The 18,744-nt window shown below is 46.9% G+C and carries 19 protein-coding genes; 9 read left to right on the forward strand and 10 right to left on the reverse strand.

Going from position 1 to position 18,744, the window contains the following annotated elements; all coding sequences use genetic code 11:
• Positions 1 to 21 precede the first annotated feature (21 nt).
• The 3 genes from recQ to ORJ01_RS05975 all read left to right on the forward strand — a co-directional run bounded on the left by recQ (position 22) and on the right by ORJ01_RS05975 (position 3,770).
• Positions 22 to 1,821: a DNA helicase RecQ gene (gene recQ / locus ORJ01_RS05965; protein WP_306177534.1), complete on the forward strand. Its 1,800-nt coding sequence runs from the start codon at positions 22 to 24 to the stop codon at positions 1,819 to 1,821.
• A 38-nt stretch (positions 1,822 to 1,859) separates the two neighbouring features.
• Entirely contained in the window at positions 1,860 to 3,053 is a 1,194-nt protein-coding gene (locus tag ORJ01_RS05970) for a 7TM-DISM domain-containing protein (protein ID WP_306177274.1), read from the forward strand.
• A 111-nt stretch (positions 3,054 to 3,164) separates the two neighbouring features.
• On the forward strand, positions 3,165 to 3,770 hold the full coding sequence (locus ORJ01_RS05975; RefSeq protein WP_306177275.1) for a YkgJ family cysteine cluster protein: 606 nt from the start codon (positions 3,165 to 3,167) through the stop codon (positions 3,768 to 3,770).
• Between the two features lie 49 nt (positions 3,771 to 3,819).
• On the opposite strand, the gene ORJ01_RS05980 is transcribed toward ORJ01_RS05975, so the two are convergent.
• Both ORJ01_RS05980 and ORJ01_RS05985 read right to left on the reverse strand, forming a co-directional pair.
• Complete coding sequence (locus ORJ01_RS05980; protein ID WP_306177276.1) at positions 3,820 to 4,839, reverse strand: zinc-binding alcohol dehydrogenase family protein; 1,020 nt, start codon at positions 4,837 to 4,839, stop codon at positions 3,820 to 3,822.
• A gap of 53 nt (positions 4,840 to 4,892) precedes the next feature.
• Positions 4,893 to 5,867 (reverse strand): DUF4862 family protein, encoded by a 975-nt coding sequence (locus tag ORJ01_RS05985; RefSeq protein WP_226752180.1) that lies wholly within the window; start codon positions 5,865 to 5,867, stop codon positions 4,893 to 4,895.
• 159 nt (positions 5,868 to 6,026) lie between these two features.
• On the opposite strand from ORJ01_RS05985, the gene ORJ01_RS05990 reads away from it, so the two are divergent.
• Positions 6,027 to 6,713 (forward strand): thiol:disulfide interchange protein DsbA/DsbL, encoded by a 687-nt coding sequence (locus tag ORJ01_RS05990; RefSeq protein WP_306177277.1) that lies wholly within the window; start codon positions 6,027 to 6,029, stop codon positions 6,711 to 6,713.
• Positions 6,714 to 6,731: 18 nt separating this feature from the next.
• Here the strand turns inward: ORJ01_RS05990 and ORJ01_RS05995 are convergent, their stop codons facing one another.
• The gene (locus ORJ01_RS05995) at positions 6,732 to 7,040 is read right to left on the reverse strand and encodes a hypothetical protein (RefSeq protein WP_226752182.1); all 309 of its coding nucleotides are present in this window, start codon (positions 7,038 to 7,040) and stop codon (positions 6,732 to 6,734) included.
• A 231-nt stretch (positions 7,041 to 7,271) separates the two neighbouring features.
• On the opposite strand from ORJ01_RS05995, the gene ORJ01_RS06000 reads away from it, so the two are divergent.
• The 4 genes from ORJ01_RS06000 to ORJ01_RS06015 all read left to right on the forward strand — a co-directional run bounded on the left by ORJ01_RS06000 (position 7,272) and on the right by ORJ01_RS06015 (position 9,571).
• A complete protein-coding gene (locus ORJ01_RS06000; protein WP_226752183.1) occupies positions 7,272 to 7,493 on the forward strand; it encodes a helix-turn-helix transcriptional regulator in 222 nt (73 codons plus the stop codon).
• Positions 7,494 to 7,521: 28 nt separating this feature from the next.
• Complete coding sequence (locus ORJ01_RS06005) at positions 7,522 to 8,136, forward strand: hypothetical protein (RefSeq protein ID WP_306177278.1); 615 nt, start codon at positions 7,522 to 7,524, stop codon at positions 8,134 to 8,136.
• Positions 8,137 to 8,907: 771 nt separating this feature from the next.
• Positions 8,908 to 9,363, forward strand: a complete 456-nt coding sequence (locus ORJ01_RS06010) for a hypothetical protein (RefSeq protein ID WP_306177279.1) — start codon at positions 8,908 to 8,910, stop codon at positions 9,361 to 9,363.
• Entirely contained in the window at positions 9,356 to 9,571 is a 216-nt protein-coding gene (locus ORJ01_RS06015; protein ID WP_306177280.1) for a helix-turn-helix transcriptional regulator, read from the forward strand. The genes ORJ01_RS06010 and ORJ01_RS06015 overlap by 8 nt, the downstream gene beginning before the upstream one ends.
• 293 nt (positions 9,572 to 9,864) lie before the next feature.
• Here the strand turns inward: ORJ01_RS06015 and ORJ01_RS06020 are convergent, their stop codons facing one another.
• From ORJ01_RS06020 to waaA, 5 genes are all read right to left on the reverse strand, one after another.
• On the reverse strand, positions 9,865 to 10,716 hold the full coding sequence (locus ORJ01_RS06020; protein WP_306177281.1) for a hypothetical protein: 852 nt from the start codon (positions 10,714 to 10,716) through the stop codon (positions 9,865 to 9,867).
• Positions 10,717 to 10,822: 106 nt separating this feature from the next.
• Positions 10,823 to 11,083 (reverse strand): hypothetical protein, encoded by a 261-nt coding sequence (locus tag ORJ01_RS06025; protein WP_306177282.1) that lies wholly within the window; start codon positions 11,081 to 11,083, stop codon positions 10,823 to 10,825.
• A 203-nt stretch (positions 11,084 to 11,286) separates the two neighbouring features.
• Positions 11,287 to 11,634 carry a hypothetical protein gene (locus ORJ01_RS06030; RefSeq protein WP_306177283.1) on the reverse strand — a complete coding sequence of 116 codons (348 nt, stop codon included), beginning with the start codon at positions 11,632 to 11,634 and terminating at the stop codon, positions 11,287 to 11,289.
• A gap of 891 nt (positions 11,635 to 12,525) precedes the next feature.
• Positions 12,526 to 13,707, reverse strand: a complete 1,182-nt coding sequence (locus ORJ01_RS06035) for an NAD(P)/FAD-dependent oxidoreductase (protein ID WP_229584729.1) — start codon at positions 13,705 to 13,707, stop codon at positions 12,526 to 12,528.
• Between the two features lies 1 nt (position 13,708).
• Positions 13,709 to 15,712, reverse strand: a complete 2,004-nt coding sequence (gene waaA, locus ORJ01_RS06040) for a lipid IV(A) 3-deoxy-D-manno-octulosonic acid transferase (protein WP_306177284.1) — start codon at positions 15,710 to 15,712, stop codon at positions 13,709 to 13,711.
• 192 nt (positions 15,713 to 15,904) lie between these two features.
• On the opposite strand from waaA, the gene ORJ01_RS06045 reads away from it, so the two are divergent.
• The gene (locus ORJ01_RS06045; protein WP_306177285.1) at positions 15,905 to 16,936 is read left to right on the forward strand and encodes a glycosyltransferase; all 1,032 of its coding nucleotides are present in this window, start codon (positions 15,905 to 15,907) and stop codon (positions 16,934 to 16,936) included.
• 54 nt (positions 16,937 to 16,990) lie between these two features.
• Here ORJ01_RS06045 and ORJ01_RS06050 read toward each other — a convergent pair whose 3' ends face one another.
• Together ORJ01_RS06050 and ORJ01_RS06055 are read right to left on the reverse strand one after the other, a co-directional pair.
• The gene (locus tag ORJ01_RS06050; RefSeq protein WP_306177286.1) at positions 16,991 to 17,782 is read right to left on the reverse strand and encodes a glycosyltransferase family 25 protein; all 792 of its coding nucleotides are present in this window, start codon (positions 17,780 to 17,782) and stop codon (positions 16,991 to 16,993) included.
• A 9-nt stretch (positions 17,783 to 17,791) separates the two neighbouring features.
• Positions 17,792 to 18,532 carry a glycosyltransferase gene (locus ORJ01_RS06055; RefSeq protein WP_306177287.1) on the reverse strand — a complete coding sequence of 247 codons (741 nt, stop codon included), beginning with the start codon at positions 18,530 to 18,532 and terminating at the stop codon, positions 17,792 to 17,794.
• Positions 18,533 to 18,744: the final 212 nt, after the last annotated feature.

Genomic DNA, 18,744 nt, shown 5'->3' on the forward strand with positions numbered 1-18,744 from the left:
CGACACCGCGTGCTTGAGCAAATGCTACCCGCCCTAAAACAAACCTTTGGTTATGACGCCTGGCGTGAAGGCCAGGCTGAAATTATTGGTGCGGCGATGCAACAGCGGGATTGCTTTGTATTACTGCCAACCGGTGGTGGTAAATCACTTTGTTATCAGCTACCTGCTCTGCACTTACCCAAAGTGACCTTAGTTGTTTCGCCACTAATGTCGCTGATGAAAGATCAGGTCGATGCGTTAAAAGCCAATGGTATTGCGGCCGAGTTTATTAATAGCAGTTTAAGTCGTGATGCTGTGCAAGAGGTCTTTAGCCAGTTACATAATGGCAGTTTGAAATTACTGTATGTGGCACCCGAGCGTTTATTGCAACCCAATTTCATTGCTCGCTTACAAGAAGTGGGGGTGAGCTTATTTGCTATTGACGAAGCACACTGTATTTCGCAGTGGGGCCATGATTTCCGCCCTGATTACATGGCGTTAGCGCAATTAAAACAGCGTTTTCCTGACACGCCGGTGATGGCATTAACCGCTACCGCTGATCCCGGCACTCAGCAAGATATCTTGCAACAACTCGATCTAAACAACCCACTGATTTATCGCGGCAGTTTTGATCGCCCGAATATTCGCTACACAGTACAAGAAAAATTTCGGCCATTAGAACAACTGCTGGCTTATTTAAAACAACAAGAAAATAACAGCGGCATTATTTACTGCAGTTCGCGGCGAAAAGTAGATGAACTCACCGCACAATTAGCCGAGCGGGGCTTTCGCGTGGCCGCTTATCATGCAGGTTATGACGCAGCCCAACGTGACCAGGCACAAGACGCCTTTAAACGCGATGATATCAGTATTATTGTGGCTACCGTGGCCTTTGGCATGGGTGTTAATAAACCGAATATTCGCTTTGTGGTGCATTTTGAACTCCCCCGCACTATTGAAGCTTATTACCAAGAAACGGGGCGCGCAGGACGAGATGGCGTGGCAGCAGAAGCGCTGCTGTTATTTGATCCGGCTGATATCGCCAGAATGAAACGCTGGTTGGAAGCCGAAGATAACCCGCAACGCGCAGAAGTGGCGTGGCAGCGCTTTCAATCAATGGCCGCTTTTGCCGAAGCGCAAACGTGCCGCCGACTGGTGTTATTAAATTACTTTGGCGAAGCGCGACAACAACCCTGTGGCAACTGTGATATTTGCTTAAACCCGCCACAGCAATTTGATGGTACCCAAACCGCGCAACAGGCGTTGTCTTGTGTTTATCGGGTAGGCCAAAACTATGGCCTGCACCATGTGATTGAAGTGCTACGCGGCAGTCAAAATCATAAAATTCAAGAGCTTGGGCACGACAAGCTCTCTACCTGGGGCCTAGGTAAACAACTCAGCCATGATTATTGGTTAAGTATTTTTCGACAACTCATTCACTTTGGCTTGTTACAGCAAGATATTACTCAGCATTCGGTATTACGTTTATTGCCCGCGGCACGCCCAGTGCTGCGAGGTGAACACCCACTGCAACTGGCGGTGCCTCGCCTTCAAGCCAGCAGTAAAACGCCGGCGAAGCTTGGCCAACAAAAACATGACAAGGTATTATTTGCCCGCCTGCGAACACTGCGCAAAGCCATAGCGGAGCGCGATGACGTGCCACCTTTTGTGGTATTTAGTGACGCAACGCTGATTGATATGTGCCACAAGCTACCCACCGATAACGCCGCCATGCTCGCGGTCTCAGGGGTGGGTTTTACGAAGTTAAGTCGTTACGGCAAAGAATTTATGACCGAAATTGGGGATTATCTGGCTGATAGCCGTAACCCTCTGCTAGAGTAGTAAGCAAATATCCTATTTTTTAACCTGAGGTTCACAGCTTGTCACCTTTTCTGACCTTAGCCCGCATCGCCTTGTTATGCTTAAGCCTATGTTGCAGCGTTCATGCTGCCGGTACCTTGGATATTATTCAGCAACAACCGCATCGGTTAACCGAGCTACAGTATCAAATCACCGATGTGTCACTGTCGGCCAATGAACTGGTCGCCGACCCCGCGTTATTTCATAACTTTACCGCGCTAACCCCCCAACAAAATACCCTTAGGATCACCGCACAACAAGCCGTTTGGCTGTTAGCCAAAATTAAAAACCCATACCCTGAACCCTGGGATGCGGTGCTGAGCTATCATTTTCTCGCCGTCGATAAAGTCAGTTTTTATAAAGTCGCAACCGACATCCCTAGCGTGCAATTTCTGGGGCGCAGCGGTAGCGCATTTCCATTTAGTGAGCGGCCCTTGCCGCTTTACAGCTTTTCACAACCGCTGCGCTTTGACATTGCAGAGCAAACCAGTGTGTTAATTAAGCTAGAAGATGCCGCCATGATAGGAACCGAATTAAGCATTTCTTCGCTTGCACCGCTGCTCGAAGCAAGCCAGCAGCAGTTACAACAAGACAGTATGATTAATGGCGCCCTGCTGTTACTGGTCTTGCTAGCACTGTGCCGGGGTGTGCAGCAACATCAACCAGCACTGTATGCCTTAGCGGGATTTTATCTGGCCTTTTTATTAGTGTTAATTACGCTTAATGGCCAAGCCTTTAGTCGCTTATGGCCATTACATCCGGAAATGAACGCGGTATTTATTTACATTAGTGTTGGGGCGAGCTTAGCTTGCTTAAGCTTGTTTGCCCGTTTTAGTTTACTTCGGCAAAGTTCAGGCTATGGTTTATGGCTGAATAGCGGCAGTTTCTTGCTGGCCTTGTTACTATTGTTTAGCCCGTTATTTGCCTCGGGCCCCATGAAGCTTAAACTCTTATTTATCTGCATGACTTTAGTGTTAAGCATCACGTTGCTGCAGGCATTATTTATTAGTTTAACCACGCAGGTCCGCTACACGCCACGGTTTTCCTTACTAGCGGTGGCGGCTACCTTGCAGTTATTACTTCTGCAACTTAGTTACATGGCCAACTTCGTGCAGTGGCTTAATACTAGCTTATTGTTTGTTTTGACCATCTCCACTTTTTTATTACTGCATATTCCTAAAGCACGTTTACAGTTTGCCCGTCGTGATCTTTGACTATATTTTCAACTACCTCTTGCAGACAGAGGCCATAGCACCCTAGAATGACGTCGCGGCAAATCGCCGTTTCTATCGACTATTCTTTAGTTATTTCGTTCGGAGTCTTAAATGCAACGACTGCGTGAGTTATCGCGTCGTGTTGAGGCTGTGTATGGCGAAATGGCGGACACATTTTCAAGTTATCAGCAAGACAGCGGTTTAAGCTGTCGTAGTAGCTGTGGTGAGTGCTGCACTCAACCCACTATTGAAGCGACCGTGCTAGAAATGTTACCGCTGGCATTACACCTGTTTGATCAGGGTAAAGCCGAGCAAACACTGACACAACTCGAAGAGTTACCAGAGGTTACTGGTTGCTTTTTTTACCAGCGGCTATCGTTTGATGGCAAGCAAGGGCAATGCACTGTGTATCAGCAGCGGCCTAGTATTTGCCGAGTTTTTGGTACGGCAGGATACCGTGACAAAATGGGCAAAACCTCACTTTCGGTGTGTAAAACCATCAAAAGTGATAAAGCAGAAAAGTACCAACAACACCTGATTATGCTGACTGAGCATCCGCCACCGATGATGATGTCAGCCAAAGAGCAGGTAAACGAGCTAGATTATGAATTGGGCAACAAGCATTATCCGATCAATCAAGCCATGTTTTTGGCGCTAGAAAAAGTGCTATTTAAATCTTACTACAGTAGTTTCAGTACTGATTTACAAATAGCCTAACGCCCTATTGCAGACCTGACACAGCCGGTTGCTCTGTCAGGTCTGACACTTAAAATCCTGCCAACACAATCTTGCCCATCGCTTTACCGCTTTCCAACAGTGCGTGAGCCTTACGTAAATTGGCAGCGTTAATAGTGCCTAATTGTTGTTGCAACGTGCTTTTGACTTGGCCTTGTTCAATCAGCTTGGCAAGATCGGTTAATATCTGATGTTGTACCTGCATATCGGCAGTAGCAAATAACGACCGAGTAAACATAAACTCCCAATGCAGAGAAATACTTTTTTGCTTCAACGGCATAATATCCAAGCCACCGACCGGATCGTCAATCAATGCCAGCTTACCTTGAGGTGCCAGCGCTTTCACTAACTCTGCATAGTGGGCATCTGTATGGGTTAAACTCGCCACATGGCTGACTGCATCAATACCCAGCGCCTGCAACTGCGCTAACAACGGCTTACTGTGATCAATTACATAGTGCGCGCCCATCTCTCGCACCCAGGCTTGTGTTTCTGCTCTGGAAGCCGTCGCGACAATCGTTACCGTGGTTAATTGACGCGCCAGTTGCAACAATACCGAACCGACACCACCGGCAGCCCCTACCACCAGTAACACCGGTTTCGGATGCTTTAAGCTAGGCGTAGCAATATCTAGGCGGTCAAACAACATTTCCCAGGCCGTTAGCGCCGTTAAGGGTAAAGCTGCCGCTTCTGCATAACTGAGGTTCGCCGGCATTTTGCCGACAATACGTTCATCCACCAGCTGATATTCTGCATTCGAGCCTGAGCGCTGCAATGCACCGGCGTAAAAGACTTTATCGCCCGGCACAAAATGCTGCACTTTTTCGCCAACAGCAACAACCTCTCCCGCTGCGTCCCAACCTAAAATTTTATATTCGCCGGCTGGCGGTGTGACACGTTGCCGAATTTTTGTATCTACCGGATTAACCGAGATCGCAGCGATCCTCACCAACACATCATGGCCGCTGGCCACTGGTTGCGGTACTTCAATATCCAATAATGCTGCCGCATCGCTAATTGCTAGTGAGTGTTGATAGCCAATCGCTTTCATATATCCCTCTGCTTTTTATCAAATTTAGTAACTGAAATTCAGTGTGCCAAGCTTCAGCGACAAAGCGCCACCTGCCGTTGCAGCATACCAAGCTGTGCCCGCAAATAATTCAGCCGTAGGGTTAAATCGGCGCTGTGTGGGCGAATGCCTATTTTTAAACCCAGTACTGCTAAATTAACCCCTTGGCAAGCTTGTAAGGTGTCTGCCACTGCTTGCTCGGTTAACCAAGAACCTGGCTCACCAAACGCCACTAAATCATTCGTTTGTGCCGGTTGATGGCTGTCTCGCCAAGCGCCATATTCGGTGGCTTGATCAGAAATACCCGAGAACATCACGCCGGCGAGCAAGCCCTGGGCTTTGGCTGCGGCGATATGCTGTAAGGCGCCGTCGGGCTGCCGTGTTTCTAACACTGAACGGCCCCAGTTAATCACAACGCCTAGCGGTAGCTCAGGCGCTTGGGTGGCATTCAATTCAGATAACACGCTTAACTCATCGGTTAAACTTAAAAACCCTTTAGACGGCGCATGGCTGTCGATTAAGGCATCACAATGCTCTACCAGCAAACGCGCACCGTGCCAATCCCAACTTAACAAGGTTTGCATAGATGTTTTAAACGCCGCAGCAGAACCGGCACAGTTATGCCGTGCTGGCGCGCTATGTAGCATAATGGCGGTCACGGCTTGTCGTTTCAGATGGGTATTCAACTTAGCAATGGCATGATTCGCTTGGCGCATAAAGGCAATCGCGGCTTCACGCCCGGCTTCATCCGTAGATGCCAAGCCAAATGTAGGTAAGGTGGCTAAAGCGTTCATCACGCCAGGAATAGTGGTAAAAACAAAATCCCATTTAGTATCAATATGCTGCAAAAACCACTGATCATCCTGCGCATGCAAACTGCCTAAAAAAGGGTGCTCTAAGCCACGAACCGATTCTAAGCTTTTTAACTGTTGATAATAAGCAGCTTCAAGTTGGGGATCCCAACCCGATACATTAGGAGAGGCGGCATAAGCCCCTAAATAAAACGACATGGCTTGAAACCTGTACAAGAAAAAAAACTATCATACCGTGTCTTGTTAAAAAACGGCAGCCCCAGCCTAGCGGTGAAGCCTAGCGATTGTACTGCTGCGCTAAAGTGATTACACTCGATACACGCATCTGTGGTGTTTATAACCTGATTAGGAATCTTTATGACGTTTTTTCACCGAACCTTACTCCTTAGCTCCGCTTTTTTAATGATCAGCGCCTGTTCGCCTGAGCCAAGCAGTAATTCTCCGACAACCACCGTGGAACAAGCGGCTCCTGCTGCAGCCAGTCGTGCGTTTACCGAAGGTAGCCACTACACTGTTTTAGCCAACCCGGTACTTGAAGCCGCGCATCAGCGTTACATTACTGAATACTTTTGGTTAGGTTGCCCACATTGTCAAAACTTTGAACCGACCTTACGCAATTATCTGCAAGCCAATCCGGATGTGGTGTTGGTACGCAAGCATCCTGCCCTAGGCGAGCGTTGGGCTTTTGATGCCAGTGTGTTTTATGCCTTGCAACAAAGCGGTAATGAGCAGTTAGTTGAGCCATTGTTTGAACTGTATCGGCAAACACGGGAACAACAAAACACCATGCCCGATACCCAAGCAATTAATGCGTTCATGGAGCAACATGGGCTCGATCCAAAACAATTAACTGAACTGGCACAATCGCCAGCCGTACGCCAAGCGATGGAGCAAGCCAACCGTGAAATGCTCGATAACCGTATTCAAGGCGTACCCAGTGTGGTGGTTAAAGGTAAGTATCTGGTGAATGGTGATTTACCGGAAGATGTGAAAACCGCTGAAGATTATTATGAGCTGTTAAACTACCTGCAAAACAAACCTTAAACATGCAGTGGGCCAGCCTTAACTCTCTGGCCCACTTAACGTAAACACCAAATGTTTGCGCATATCTTTTAGCACTACGCCCTTTTTTAACAATAAGCCACTGAGCTTTTTTTGCCACGGCAATAACACTGCCTGCGCCGCATCTAACGCCGCCTGCTCTACAAATTGCAAACGCACTAATAGCGAGCTGGGGAACACATTGTATTCCATGCTAAACCAACATTGCTGCACGCCGGCTAATTGCTGCATGGCTTGCTGTTCCAGCGTGGTGACGACGTCCATGACTAACGCTTGTTGTTTCTTTTGCACACTCGACAGCTTTTTCATGGTTAAACCTAATCCTTTCTATATATTGAGCCGCGAATCAGCCGCTGCGCCATGTCTATTGCATCTTACAACAAGTTAAGCTCCCGATCTTTGCACAAAGTGCATCAGACCGCAAAGACAAGTCACAATTCTGAGTTTTGTCGCTGCAAATAATCCGATCAAAACTATAAATTTACGTTTATCGTAAAATATTTATTGATATACGCAAATTAACAGGCTAAAGTTTGTACTATGAATATACAAATTAATCTCGATATCGAACTGGCTAAAAAGAAGATGTCTCTTACTGAGTTATCGCAGCAGGTGGGTGTGTCTATGACAAATCTGTCGCTGCTAAAAACAGGAAAGGTAAAAGCCATCCGCTTTAGTACGCTGGCGGCTATTTGTCAGGCGCTGAGTTGTCAGCCTGGCGATATTTTGCAATATATAAACAATGATACTGACACGGAGTAAGCGCGGTTAATTGTAAACAGGAGTTACTATGTTAAAGCACGAATTTGTTGCACCCGGTATTGCGGCGTTACTGCTCGCCGTGGCCTTTCCTATCTATTGGCTACACGCCTTTCATATTGGCTCGGAGAATTTTGCTGAAGTGTATCGCGCAGACTTACTTAGCCTAAGTTGGTCCGATCTGGCCTTTGTATTGATTGGCGCTTTAGAAGTGTATATCTACCTGAGCTTACGGCGCAGTTTTGCTGAACGCCTAACCTCCAGCAGTGCAGCCATTTTATTGCTGATACTGGCGCTGCTGGTTACCTTATTCCACGCCACAGTGCTGGTTGATATCGCACTCAGCTTCACCGGCAACTCGCTGTCTGAGCAGGCAATCAACACCATTGGTGAATTTACCGTAGTGGTGGCGCTAGGGTTATTATTTGCCTATGCGTTAGTCGGCTTTATACTCAGTATTGTGTTACTGCGTAATCGCACCGGCGCGCCGAGTGTTTTAAAATACTTCGCGGTGATCCTGCTGGCCTGCTGTTTGTTCCAACTATCGATCATTTTCAGTCCCGCCAATATCTTTGTTTTTCCAGTGGCGTTGTTATTACTGGCCTATTACTTTCTATCGCCACCGCAGATGCTTGAGGTCGTATAATTTACGCCACTGGCTAAACCCGAACCACAGCAACATGGTGACATTGCCAAATAGCAGCAATTAACATTTCCGCCGTGGGTGAGAGACTTTCTTTTGCGTCGCCAAAAGAAAGTCTCTCACCAAAATGCGACCCCACTTCCGCTCGAAAGCCCAACTGCCCATGCGCTGTCCAAGGCGAAAACATCACTCGCGCGGCACAGCAGAGCCGCACTCAAACACCCGTTTTCTTAAAGCCTTGGCCAGCGATGTTCAGTCGGCTCGCTCTAAGGGGAATAAAAGCCAGAGTGGTATTCGTTTAGTTGAATAGCTTGTTTGTCCCATTTGCAGACGTTCACCAACATTCATCTCAATTGGTGCTATGGGCAGTTTCATTACGTTACCTCTGAGCACCCTATTTTAAAGGCATTATTGTTCTAACCCAATGACTTGATTGGCAAGCTAATCCAATAGCCGCTGTTCGCGACATTTACATCAAGCCATGCTTGCGAAGGCAATGACCTAACAGCTTGGCAAATCAAATAAATTGAGTCCAACAAGACTGAATATAAGTCCTTTAAAACAGGATTCATTTCATTGATTAACCTAGTCTTACAACCTCGTTTCCATGGAAGTTTGAACTAGATTAATCTTTATAAGTCTACTTTAGTAAAAAAAGATTGATACCTTAAGGTGTCAAGTAGTAACCTTAAGGTTTCAGATGATAACCTTAAGGTTATAACAGTCGGATAAGTTTCAAATAAATTGCTACCAGAAAAGACAAGGAAAGCTGTTATGCAAGCTCTAAAAACTACTGCTGAATTAGAATACGAATATCTTAAGTGGCATGGATACATTCATTTACTAGCTGGGATTTTAATTTTATCTGTGACATCAGTAAATCTTTTAGGGCTTGTGAATGGAGGAGTTTTGGGACTCATCATTATCATTGCTTCAGGAATAATGTTTGCCGTAATTTATTTATTAGCATCATGGAAACTACAGGGAAATTTTTCATTTTCGAAACAAGCATGGAGAGGTACATTTGAAGATGAATTTTTGAATATGGTAAGTCTCAAAGCGTATAAAGTGGGTTATTTTGCCGTAATCTTAGCATTTATACCGGGGACGCTAGGTGCTTATAATTTTGTTCCTCTCTCACGTGAAAATTTAATGACATGTTTTTTGGGAATAATCGCGGTCGCTTACGGAATTACGATAGCAGTAGGGTTGAGAAAGGGCAATGAGTAGAATAGTTTCAAATAACATTGTTGTGCATCGCGCTGAAAAGGGTATTTCTCAACAAAAGCTAGCAGCTGCTATTGGCGTATCTCGAAAAACAATTAGTACCATTGAAACAGGCAGGTTCACGCCTTCTGTTCAGATTGCTCTGTGCATTGCAGAGTATTTCAATACGTCGGTTGAATCAATTTTCAGACTAGAAAAACCTTCTAACTAATTAATTCATATCAAATAGGTAACGAGTATCATAGTGCTATTGGAAATCCTTTACCGAATCTTCACTCGACATGGGGCAGTAACGGATTGCTGAGTATCGATAAGCTTCGAGGTCAGATACCGAGAGTGCAACCCTGAACGAGTCTATCGGTTTAGCCGCCGAAATCTACGAAGGCTCAATCACCGATCTGCCAAACCCGAAAGCCAAGAAAAAGTAATTTTTTAAAGTAAGTAGAGTAAACAAAGGCCGCAATTGCGGCCTTTGTTGTTTAAGCGCTTTGAACTGGATATTCTTTAATCTGCTATCGTTTGTTTCAGCTTGCTCATATCTCTGTTAGTCAACGCTTCATACCTGTCTAGGTATTGGCGCGCTAGATCGGAGTCATAAGTTTCAGGGAAATGAATATACTCTGTTAGAAGCATTGCGAGTGATAACATACTTTCTGGATGACCCTTGTTACTGAGTTTTGTTAACACTTCTATTGCCTGCTGATGAAACTTTAAGCGAATATCGCGCTGATGAAGGTCTTGAGCAAAAATTGATCTTTGACTAAGCATTGACGCATACTTTGATTGAGCAACCTCATTCCCTAAGTTTACGGACTCAATGAGGTAGTTATCCACAGCTAGTAGCATGTCTGCTTCGCTCACATTTTGATACTTCTGACATTCAAACTGGGCATTGCTAAACCACTGGTTTAATTCGCTATTGTCATGGCCGGTTTCATTGGTTAAGTTATCTGCAGCCTGCTCCACGCTCCCATAGGTAGAGACAGTACTGAAGTAATTTAAACAATACTCCGCAAGTACATGTTTGTTAAATGACGCTAATGACTCAGCCGGAGTTTCAAGTTTATATAATTTTTTTTCAGTATTTATCAGATTGCTTTTATCGTTTGGAATTAAATTCGAGCGCTTGCTCTCTTTTGAATCAATGCTATTGGGCGAAAAATCATCTGCCAAACCTAAATTCGATGAAATTATTTCTGGATTTGTGCCTACCGGCGCTACGCTTTTTAATTCAGGGCTTGCGGGCTCTGTAGCGTTGTTTTTATTATTAAAGTTAATTGAATAGACGTAGAGCATGAGTAGAGTCGTGATGGTCACGCTGAGAATAATGGTGACTTTACTGCTTATTTTCTTCATGAAACGATCTCAAAATACTTTTAAAATTACAGGCTATTTGAATTATTTTCAAAGAATTTTATAGAGCATAAAGTAACATACCGAAGCGGTAAAGCACTTACTTGAACTAAGCGCGGTTAACATAAGCTTTGGTGCCAGATACCGAGAGTCTGCGCCACTGCGTAACCTCAGCCACGGCGACAAGGTGACATTGTAAGATGGCAGTCATTAACGTTTTCGCCGTTGGCGAGATACTTTCTTTTGCGTCGCCAAAAGAAAGTATCCAAAGAAAATGCGACCCCACTTCCGCTCGAAAGCCCAACTGCTCATGCGTTGTCCAAGGTGAAAACGTAACTCGCGCGGCGCTACCGCCGCCGCACTCAAACACCCGTTTTCTTAAAACCTTGGCCAACGATGATCAGTCGGCTCGCTCTAAGGGGAATAAAAAGCCAGAGCGGTATTCGCTTAGCTGAATAGCTTGTTTACGACAATTGCAGATGATGTCTGTTCCAAACCTCAATGACAGCTCAGTATTCCAAAGCATTACTCAACCCCAACAATCTTTAGAGTTAGAGACTAAGCATTCATACACTAAACATTGAACGTCTTAGGCAGGTTGTGTTGGCGTTTTTTAGCCTGAAGAATTGAAACCGGCTGTTTATCGTATAACGAACAAAAGACCTTCAAGTGTTTAGCTAGAAAACTATGGCTACTCATTTCGGCTTTGTATGTTTCATTATGCCTTTCCGCTAGTGTTTTACCGAACGTGTAGCCTATGCAAACAACAACGATAAAAATAACGACAGTTCTATATTTTTTAATATCATGCCACATCAGAATAATCGGCATTAGCGCGATAGCCCAAACACCGAAAAAAATAAAAAATGCCATCATTAAAATGATGTGCTCTAAAGCAATTTTTTCCATAATTTTTTTCATAATTCAATTCCCTGCATAACACGAACGAAAAGCTTTACGGTTAAATTAGCACCTGATTGTATTCATTTTAGTTTAGGCACTAAACATTATAAGCACTGACAAGTTTTCTGCGAATTCAGGTAAGCTTCAGGGTCAGATTAACGTTTTCGCCGTTGGCGAGATACTTTCTTTTGCGTCGCCAAAAGAAAGTATCCAAAGAAAATGCGACCCCACTTCCGCTCGAAAGCCCGGCTGCTCATGCGTTGCCCAAGGCGAAAACGTAACTCGCGCGGCGCTACCGCCGCCGCACTCAAACACCCGTTTTCTTAAAACCTTGGCCAACGATGATCAGTCGGCTCGCTCTAAGGGGAATAAAAGCCAAAGCAGTATGCGCTTAGCTGCATATTACGTTTTTTACCCCAAAGCTTTGATCATCATTTCAGCAACTCAGATTAAGGAGAAGTCTCGGGGTCAGATACCGAGAGTATGCTTAAAACCTTGGCCAACGATGATCAGTCGGCTCGATCTAAGGGGACTAAAAGCCAGAGCAGTATTCGCTAAGCTGAATAATCCGTTTTTTACCCCAAATCGTTTTCATGTTTGAAGTCAAAGACTAAGCATTTAAGGCTGATGTGCTTTTCAGTCCCATTACGTTGCAAGCCGAGCAAGTTTGCACGACCAAGGTTTTAAGACGAGGGGTGTTTGAGTGAGGCGCGGTAGCGCCGAGCGAGTTACCTCGTCGCCTTGGGCGGGCAAAATTGAACGGGCTTTCGCCGCAACGTGGGTCGCCTTTTCTTTGCGAGACTTTCTATTGGCGATGCAAAAGAAAGTCTCTCACCGCAAGGTGAAACCTTGGCTAGAAACTCAACGCAAAGTGAAGCTTTGACTCAGCACGCTGACAAAAAGAGCCACCTAACAATACTGCCCTGCCACCCAGCCACTGCTCCACGCCCATTGAAAATTATAGCCCCCTAGCCAACCGGTAACATCGACCACTTCGCCGATAAAATACAAACCAGGTTGTTTTTTCGCTTCCATGGTTTTAGAGGATAACTCGTTGGTGTCAACGCCACCGAGAGTGACTTCGGCGGTGCGATACCCTTCGGTGCCATTGGGTTTGAACACATATTGCGTTAATAACTCATCGAGGCGGGCAATGCTCTTGGCGTTAAGCGCTTTTAATGGCTGGTTTTGAAACAACTGTAACTCCAGCAGCTTATCCACTAAGCGCTTGGGAATTAAGCGCGCTAAGCTGGTTTTGAGCTCTTGCGCCGGATGCTGTTGCTGCTGCTCAGTTAAAAATGCCGTGACATCTTGGCCGGCAGCTAAATTAACACGAAGCTCGTCACCGGGTTGCCAGTAGTTAGAGATTTGCAAAATAGCCGGGCCGCTTAAGCCGCGATGGGTAAACAGCATATCTTCTGGAAACTGGGTATCATTGGCCTCTGCCGTAACCGGAAGCGCCACACCGCTAATTTCTTCAAACACCGCTTTATCGCTGGGTTGCCACGTTAACGGCACTAAGCCCGCACGCACCGGCAACACCTTTAAACCAAACTGCTCTGCGAGCTGAAAACCAAAGGCGGTAGCGCCTAGGTTCGGCAAGCTTAAACCGCCACTGGCGATCACTAAACTGTGGCATTGCCGCACGCCTTGCGCTGTGGTGAGTTGATACTGGCCATCCACAAAACTGACCTGTTGAATATCTTGTTGTAAACCGATTTGCACGCCTGCTTTGTCGCACTCTTGCTGCAGCATCTCGACGATGTCTTTGGCGCTGTTGTCACAAAACAACTGGCCTAGGGTTTTCTCATGGTAAGCAATACCATATTGCTGCACCAGCGCGATAAAATCCCACTGGGTATAACGGCTGAGCGCCGATTTACAAAAGTGCGGATTTTGCGAGAGAAAGTTGGCGGGGCTGGCATACATATTGGTGAAATTACATCGGCCGCCACCCGACATAATAATTTTGCGACCGATGCGCTTACCATTATCCAGCACGAGGGTTTTACGGCCGCGCTTTGCGGCTTCGATGGCACAAAATAACCCGGCGGCACCGGCGCCAATAACGATAACATCCCACTGCTGCATCTTATGCCTGACCTTTGCTGTTTAATTGTTGCTGATAACCCTGCATCACATCATCCCATGCGGCAGCCTGCCAATGAAATACCGGCAATTTACCTAATTCTTTATTCAATGAGCGCAATAACCGGGCTAAGTTTTGCTCCGTCCACGGTCCTTTTGAGCGGCGCTGACATTTATCAAAATCAATTAACCACACCGTGCCGCTGCCATCTAACATGATATTGCGACAGTTCAGATCCGAGTGATACACACCCAGCTGATGCATCCGAGCAATCGCCTTACCCACCGCTTGCCATTCGGCCTGCGTCAGTAGCCTTTGCTGTAAAATGGCCGCCAAGTCTTTGCTATCGGGGATCAGTTCAATGAGTAAATCAGCGCGGTATATTAAGCCGCTGCGCTGATAACGCGCGGCCACCGGCTTGGGCACCGCCAGCCCTTGCTCTCGCATCCAAGCTAGCAGCTGGTATTCTTGCATGGCGCGGCTATTACCCACTGATTGCAGCCAAAATTGATCATGCAACAGCTTACCGACTAAGCCACCACGGTAATAATGGCGCAACACCAGCTTATGCTGCTGATGCTTAACAAAGTACGCAATATTGCGGCCACTGGAACTGCCAATCACCGCGTCTTGTTGCTGCCACCACTGGCTATCAAATTGTGCGGCGCTAAGCGTTGAAAAAAACTTGGGATCAAACCAGAAGGTTTCATGCCCTTGCTGGTGAACATGATGCGGCATGCTTGCTCCTATCAGCTGTGCAATGGCTTGCAGCGTGCGTGAAGTTGCACCTTGTTGCTGCAAGAAAAATACCTGTGCTCTCTGGCCTTGCGTTTGTCGTAACGCCTTGTCAGCAAGCAACCTTTGGCTATCGGCTAACAAGGCGGTAGCGTCTGACACGATACTCACCGCCGAGCGTTGTTGAAGCTGGCGGTAAGCTTCTTTAAAATTAAACACATGTGGTCCGCTTTGCACTGCTTTGGCAAAGCTGATGGCTTCCAGCGGGTTGTGACCGCCGCGCGGAATTAAACTACCGCCGATAAACACTAAATCAGCTAATTGATACCAACTGAGCAACTCCCCCATAGAGTCGCCGAGCGCCACCTCAACATTCGCTTCGGGCAAGCGGTCGCTGCTACGCCGCCACAAGCTTAACCCCGCACCCGTGACTAAGTCGGCAACCTTGTCAAAACGTTCCAGATGCCGTGGCACTAGCATCAACAGTAAATTTGGAAATTGCTGTTTTAAGGCGGGATAAAGCGCCAGCAACTGTTCATCTTCACCCGCATGCGTGCTACCGGCAACCCACACTAAGCGGTTCGACATTACCGGCGCAAAACGTTCAACTAAGGCTTGTTGTGTAGTTGGCAAGGCCAACTCAAACTTTAAATTACCCGCCACCTGCAGCTCATTACGGTAACCTAATGCCCGAAAGCGAGCGGCAGTAGCGCGGTTTTGGCACAACAACAAGCGAATATCCGCTAACAGGCTTTGGCTAACTTTATGAAAACGCCGATAGCCTTTAGCCGACTTAGCCGATAATCGCGCATTCACCACCACCACGGGGATGTTCGCATAGCGACAACCTGCCAGAAGATTCGGCCACAGTTCCGTTTCAACAATCACCACTAAGCGCGGTTGCAAGTGTCGTAAAAAACGCCCCACTGCGCCAACATAATCAAAGGGTAAGTAACAATGCTGCACACTGTCACCAAGCCGGTCAACAATAGTGGCGCTGCCGGTTGGCGTGGTGCAGGTTACCGTAATAGGTTGTGTGGGATAACGTTTTTGCAACTGGCGGATCAGTGGAGTGGCGGCAATCACCTCACCAACCGACACCGCATGCACCACAATACCGTGAGGTTTTAGCTTTAAGGCAGCCAGTTGCCAGCTAAACCGCTCAGTTAAGCGCTGCCGATAAGCAGGATCTTTGCGCGAACGCCAAAGCAAATAAAGTAATAGCGGCAACAGCAGCAAATACAGGAGTAGCGAGTAGATCAGCCTAAACAAATCAACAACCCTTTTATAAAGCCATTCATGGCGTAAAAGTCACTGCCAACGATGTGTCGTCAGCCTTACGTGGCCTGATCTAAACGCCGTTAACGGCAACCTTAGCAACGGCTTTTGCCAAAACGGCAAATAGTATACCATGCGGTTATCTAGTCCGCTGCGCTTGCGCGCCACCCTTGTTGATGAGCCGTTATGAAAATTGTCCATATTATTCTCACCCACAGTTTTGCAGGTAGCGAGCGTTATGCGGTCGAGCTGGCCAACTTACAGGCCGAACAAGACCATGACGTCACCCTGATTTTGCATCAACGCGGCGCTGAGCAGCGGGCTAATGCTATTGCCCATCGGGTTTCGCCTAAGGTTAACCTTAAATTGGTTAGTGGCATGAAATTCCTCGCGATTTTTCGCGCGAAACACCTGCTGAAACAGTTAAAACCCGATGTGGCACACGCGCACCTTAGTGCTGCCTGTCGGGTATTACAAGGTGTGCCCGGCTTGTGTCTGCGCGTAGCCACTTTACACATTCATTATAAAAAACAACAGCATGCTAAGCTTGATGCCTTAATCGCTATCGCCCCTTGGCAAATGGCGGCCATTCCTCTGCCGCTGCGTGAGCGCACGGTGCAACTCGATAACTGGTCAGCCGCCAAAAGCGTGCCGATGGATGCGCGGGAACGCTTGCGCCAAGAGCATGCGATTGGCCCTGATGATGTCGTGATTGGTACTTTGGGTCGAGTAGAGCAAAGCAAAGGCCAAGAGACCTTATTACAAGCTTTTAGCCTCGCGAATATCCCTAATAGCCGCTTAGTGATTGTGGGTGAGGGCAAACATTGGCAGCAAATTCGAGATAAAGCGCCAAGTACTGTGATTATGCCAGGCTTTAGTAGCGAACCTCAGCAATGGCTCGCTTGCTTTGATCTGTTTGTCAGCACCGCCCGCAGTGAACCTTTTGGTTTAGTCTTTTTAGAAGCGATGCATGCTGGTTTACCCATTGTTGCCACCGCCTCAGAAGGCGCAAAATATTTACAACCGCTATTTGCTACCGAATTAGTGCCGATTGATGATGCTGAAACCTTGGCACAGCGCATCAAAGAGCAGCTTACACAGTTACAACGCCGTCAATATCCGATGCAGCGGTTTGAACCAGCAGCTAAAGCCGCTGAAGTGTTAGCTTTTTATCAGCAACAATTGGCCATACAAAACACAGCGAAAAGCCAGGTTTGAGTCTGTGGAAAATCAATAAACCGCAATGGCGTTGCCGCACACCAGGTTACCAAGCTAGTTTGATAACCGCGTACTGCCACGGGTATTCGGCCATTTTCGGGCACGCAACAACGCCTTAGGGCCGTAAGTTTTCAGGTTATGCCATAAATTGGCAACAATAAACTCCAGCCGTCGCCAGTAAAACACTGACCGCTTGACCTGGTCATTTTGCTTACCGGCTATGGTGCTATCAAAACCCAGATCCGGTTTGAAGATCAGCGGCCACAAGCCCATCGCCTGAAAGCCTAATTGCCAACTATATTGCATGGCAACATCTACCGGCCGCCCAAAAGGCACTTCTCGCTCTAACAACAATTTAGCACCAGCCAAGCTCACCGCTTGTGCCACAGCCGAGATCGGATTCTTCTGAAAATGCACCAACTGAAAAGGCGTACCGGGGGAACTGGCTATGATTTTTTGTTGTTTATTTGGCATGGCCAGTTTTAATAAATGCCAGGGGGTGGGCACGGCCGCGATAGCCGACAATAAGGCGGGTAAATCGCCATCTACCAGAAAGTCATCTTCAAGGATCAAGGCAAAATCGAGCTGCTGAGCCACAATTTGCTGCCAGCAACGAATATGGCTAATAAAAGCGCCCTTTTCACCGGCTTTTAGTGTTTTATGATGTAAGCGTTGGTTGGCGCTGGCAGAGTAATATTGCGCAATGTCGGCTGCCGACATCACCCGGCCATCGGCCGCGTCAATGCGTTCTACAGGCAGATCAGGCCATTGCGCGAGCTGCGCTAAAGCTTGCTGGTAGCGCTCGGGTGAGCGCGCCAGATTGATAATGAAAATTTTATAGCGCATTAGCGAAACTTACTGCCACATATCCTTAACCCACTGCACCGGCAGCACGCGCCGATACCACTTGCCGCTGATACCTGCGACGGCATCCGGCGGATTAGGTTTACCATGGAAAGCAACAATTTTCGCCCCTTTCGGGATCACGGCTGGCTTAAACCAGTTCATAATGCCTTTTGGCAAACAGTGCCGTTTAAAGCTTACGCACCAGCCTTCAGGCCAGTATTGTAATTTTTTTTGTGCGGCTAAGTTTTGCGTAACGAATTCTTGTTCGTTGCGTACTTTGGCTAATTCGCGCTCTTTATGATTTTTCAGTAAATCAATTAAGTCGCTGTGAGCACCAATTTCATAACGGTATACCGAGGTATTACCGGTGGCATCGGTTTTATCCCACTCTTTAATCACGAAGAATTCGCCTTTCGGCTCGAAGAAGCAATCGATGTTGTCGACAATGACCACATCTAAATCGATAAATAACGTTGGCCCGGTTAAGTCATATAACGGATCAGCAAAGCTGGTGACTTTTAACCAACCATGGCCAAAACTCCATGGGTGACGTTCATCAAAATCTTTAAAACCCACAGCCGGAATATCTTTTACTTCAATATGGCTGTCGATACCAACGGCGTCGTCGGTTAAGCAAATAAAGCGAAACGGCAAGGTCAGATTACGACTCACCATCGAATGCAGCTTGTTGACGTAATCAGGGCCATACTTTTTGCCCCACTTAATACACAGTACATTTACTGTTGTCATAAATTCCTCAGATCCACTCTGTCTACATACGCAGTTAGCAAGCTACTATGCTTACGGAATAAGGTCAAATACCTCACTACGCTCTCATACTACCTATGATAACCGTTAAGCGACCTTGCTGCGCTGCTTTTTCTAAACGGTACTGGCATAAAGGTGATGGATTGACGAGAAATCGCGCAGGTGTAACTGACTCGCCCTACTCAACCGCAGTT

Origin of the sequence: Alishewanella sp. SMS8 (genome assembly GCF_030737935.1) — a bacterium.
Lineage (GTDB): Bacteria > Pseudomonadota > Gammaproteobacteria > Enterobacterales > Alteromonadaceae > Alishewanella > Alishewanella maricola.

Excerpts from the sequence above, each read along its gene's own strand:
- recQ (WP_306177534.1), top strand. The coding sequence starts at position 22 with ATGCTACCCGCCCTAAAACAAACCTTTGGTTATGACGCCTGGCGTGAA.
- ORJ01_RS05975 (WP_306177275.1), top strand. The coding sequence starts at position 3,165 with ATGCAACGACTGCGTGAGTTATCGCGTCGTGTTGAGGCTGTGTATGGC.
- ORJ01_RS05980 (WP_306177276.1), bottom strand. The coding sequence starts at position 4,839 with ATGAAAGCGATTGGCTATCAACACTCACTAGCAATTAGCGATGCGGCA.
- ORJ01_RS05985 (WP_226752180.1), bottom strand. The coding sequence starts at position 5,867 with ATGTCGTTTTATTTAGGGGCTTATGCCGCCTCTCCTAATGTATCGGGT.
- ORJ01_RS05990 (WP_306177277.1), top strand. The coding sequence starts at position 6,027 with ATGACGTTTTTTCACCGAACCTTACTCCTTAGCTCCGCTTTTTTAATG.
- ORJ01_RS05995 (WP_226752182.1), bottom strand. The coding sequence starts at position 7,040 with ATGAAAAAGCTGTCGAGTGTGCAAAAGAAACAACAAGCGTTAGTCATG.
- ORJ01_RS06000 (WP_226752183.1), top strand. The coding sequence starts at position 7,272 with ATGAATATACAAATTAATCTCGATATCGAACTGGCTAAAAAGAAGATG.
- ORJ01_RS06005 (WP_306177278.1), top strand. The coding sequence starts at position 7,522 with ATGTTAAAGCACGAATTTGTTGCACCCGGTATTGCGGCGTTACTGCTC.
- ORJ01_RS06010 (WP_306177279.1), top strand. The coding sequence starts at position 8,908 with ATGCAAGCTCTAAAAACTACTGCTGAATTAGAATACGAATATCTTAAG.
- ORJ01_RS06015 (WP_306177280.1), top strand. The coding sequence starts at position 9,356 with ATGAGTAGAATAGTTTCAAATAACATTGTTGTGCATCGCGCTGAAAAG.
- ORJ01_RS06020 (WP_306177281.1), bottom strand. The coding sequence starts at position 10,716 with ATGAAGAAAATAAGCAGTAAAGTCACCATTATTCTCAGCGTGACCATC.
- ORJ01_RS06030 (WP_306177283.1), bottom strand. The coding sequence starts at position 11,634 with ATGAAAAAAATTATGGAAAAAATTGCTTTAGAGCACATCATTTTAATG.
- ORJ01_RS06035 (WP_229584729.1), bottom strand. The coding sequence starts at position 13,707 with ATGCAGCAGTGGGATGTTATCGTTATTGGCGCCGGTGCCGCCGGGTTA.
- ORJ01_RS06045 (WP_306177285.1), top strand. The coding sequence starts at position 15,905 with ATGAAAATTGTCCATATTATTCTCACCCACAGTTTTGCAGGTAGCGAG.
- ORJ01_RS06050 (WP_306177286.1), bottom strand. The coding sequence starts at position 17,782 with ATGCGCTATAAAATTTTCATTATCAATCTGGCGCGCTCACCCGAGCGC.
- ORJ01_RS06055 (WP_306177287.1), bottom strand. The coding sequence starts at position 18,532 with ATGACAACAGTAAATGTACTGTGTATTAAGTGGGGCAAAAAGTATGGC.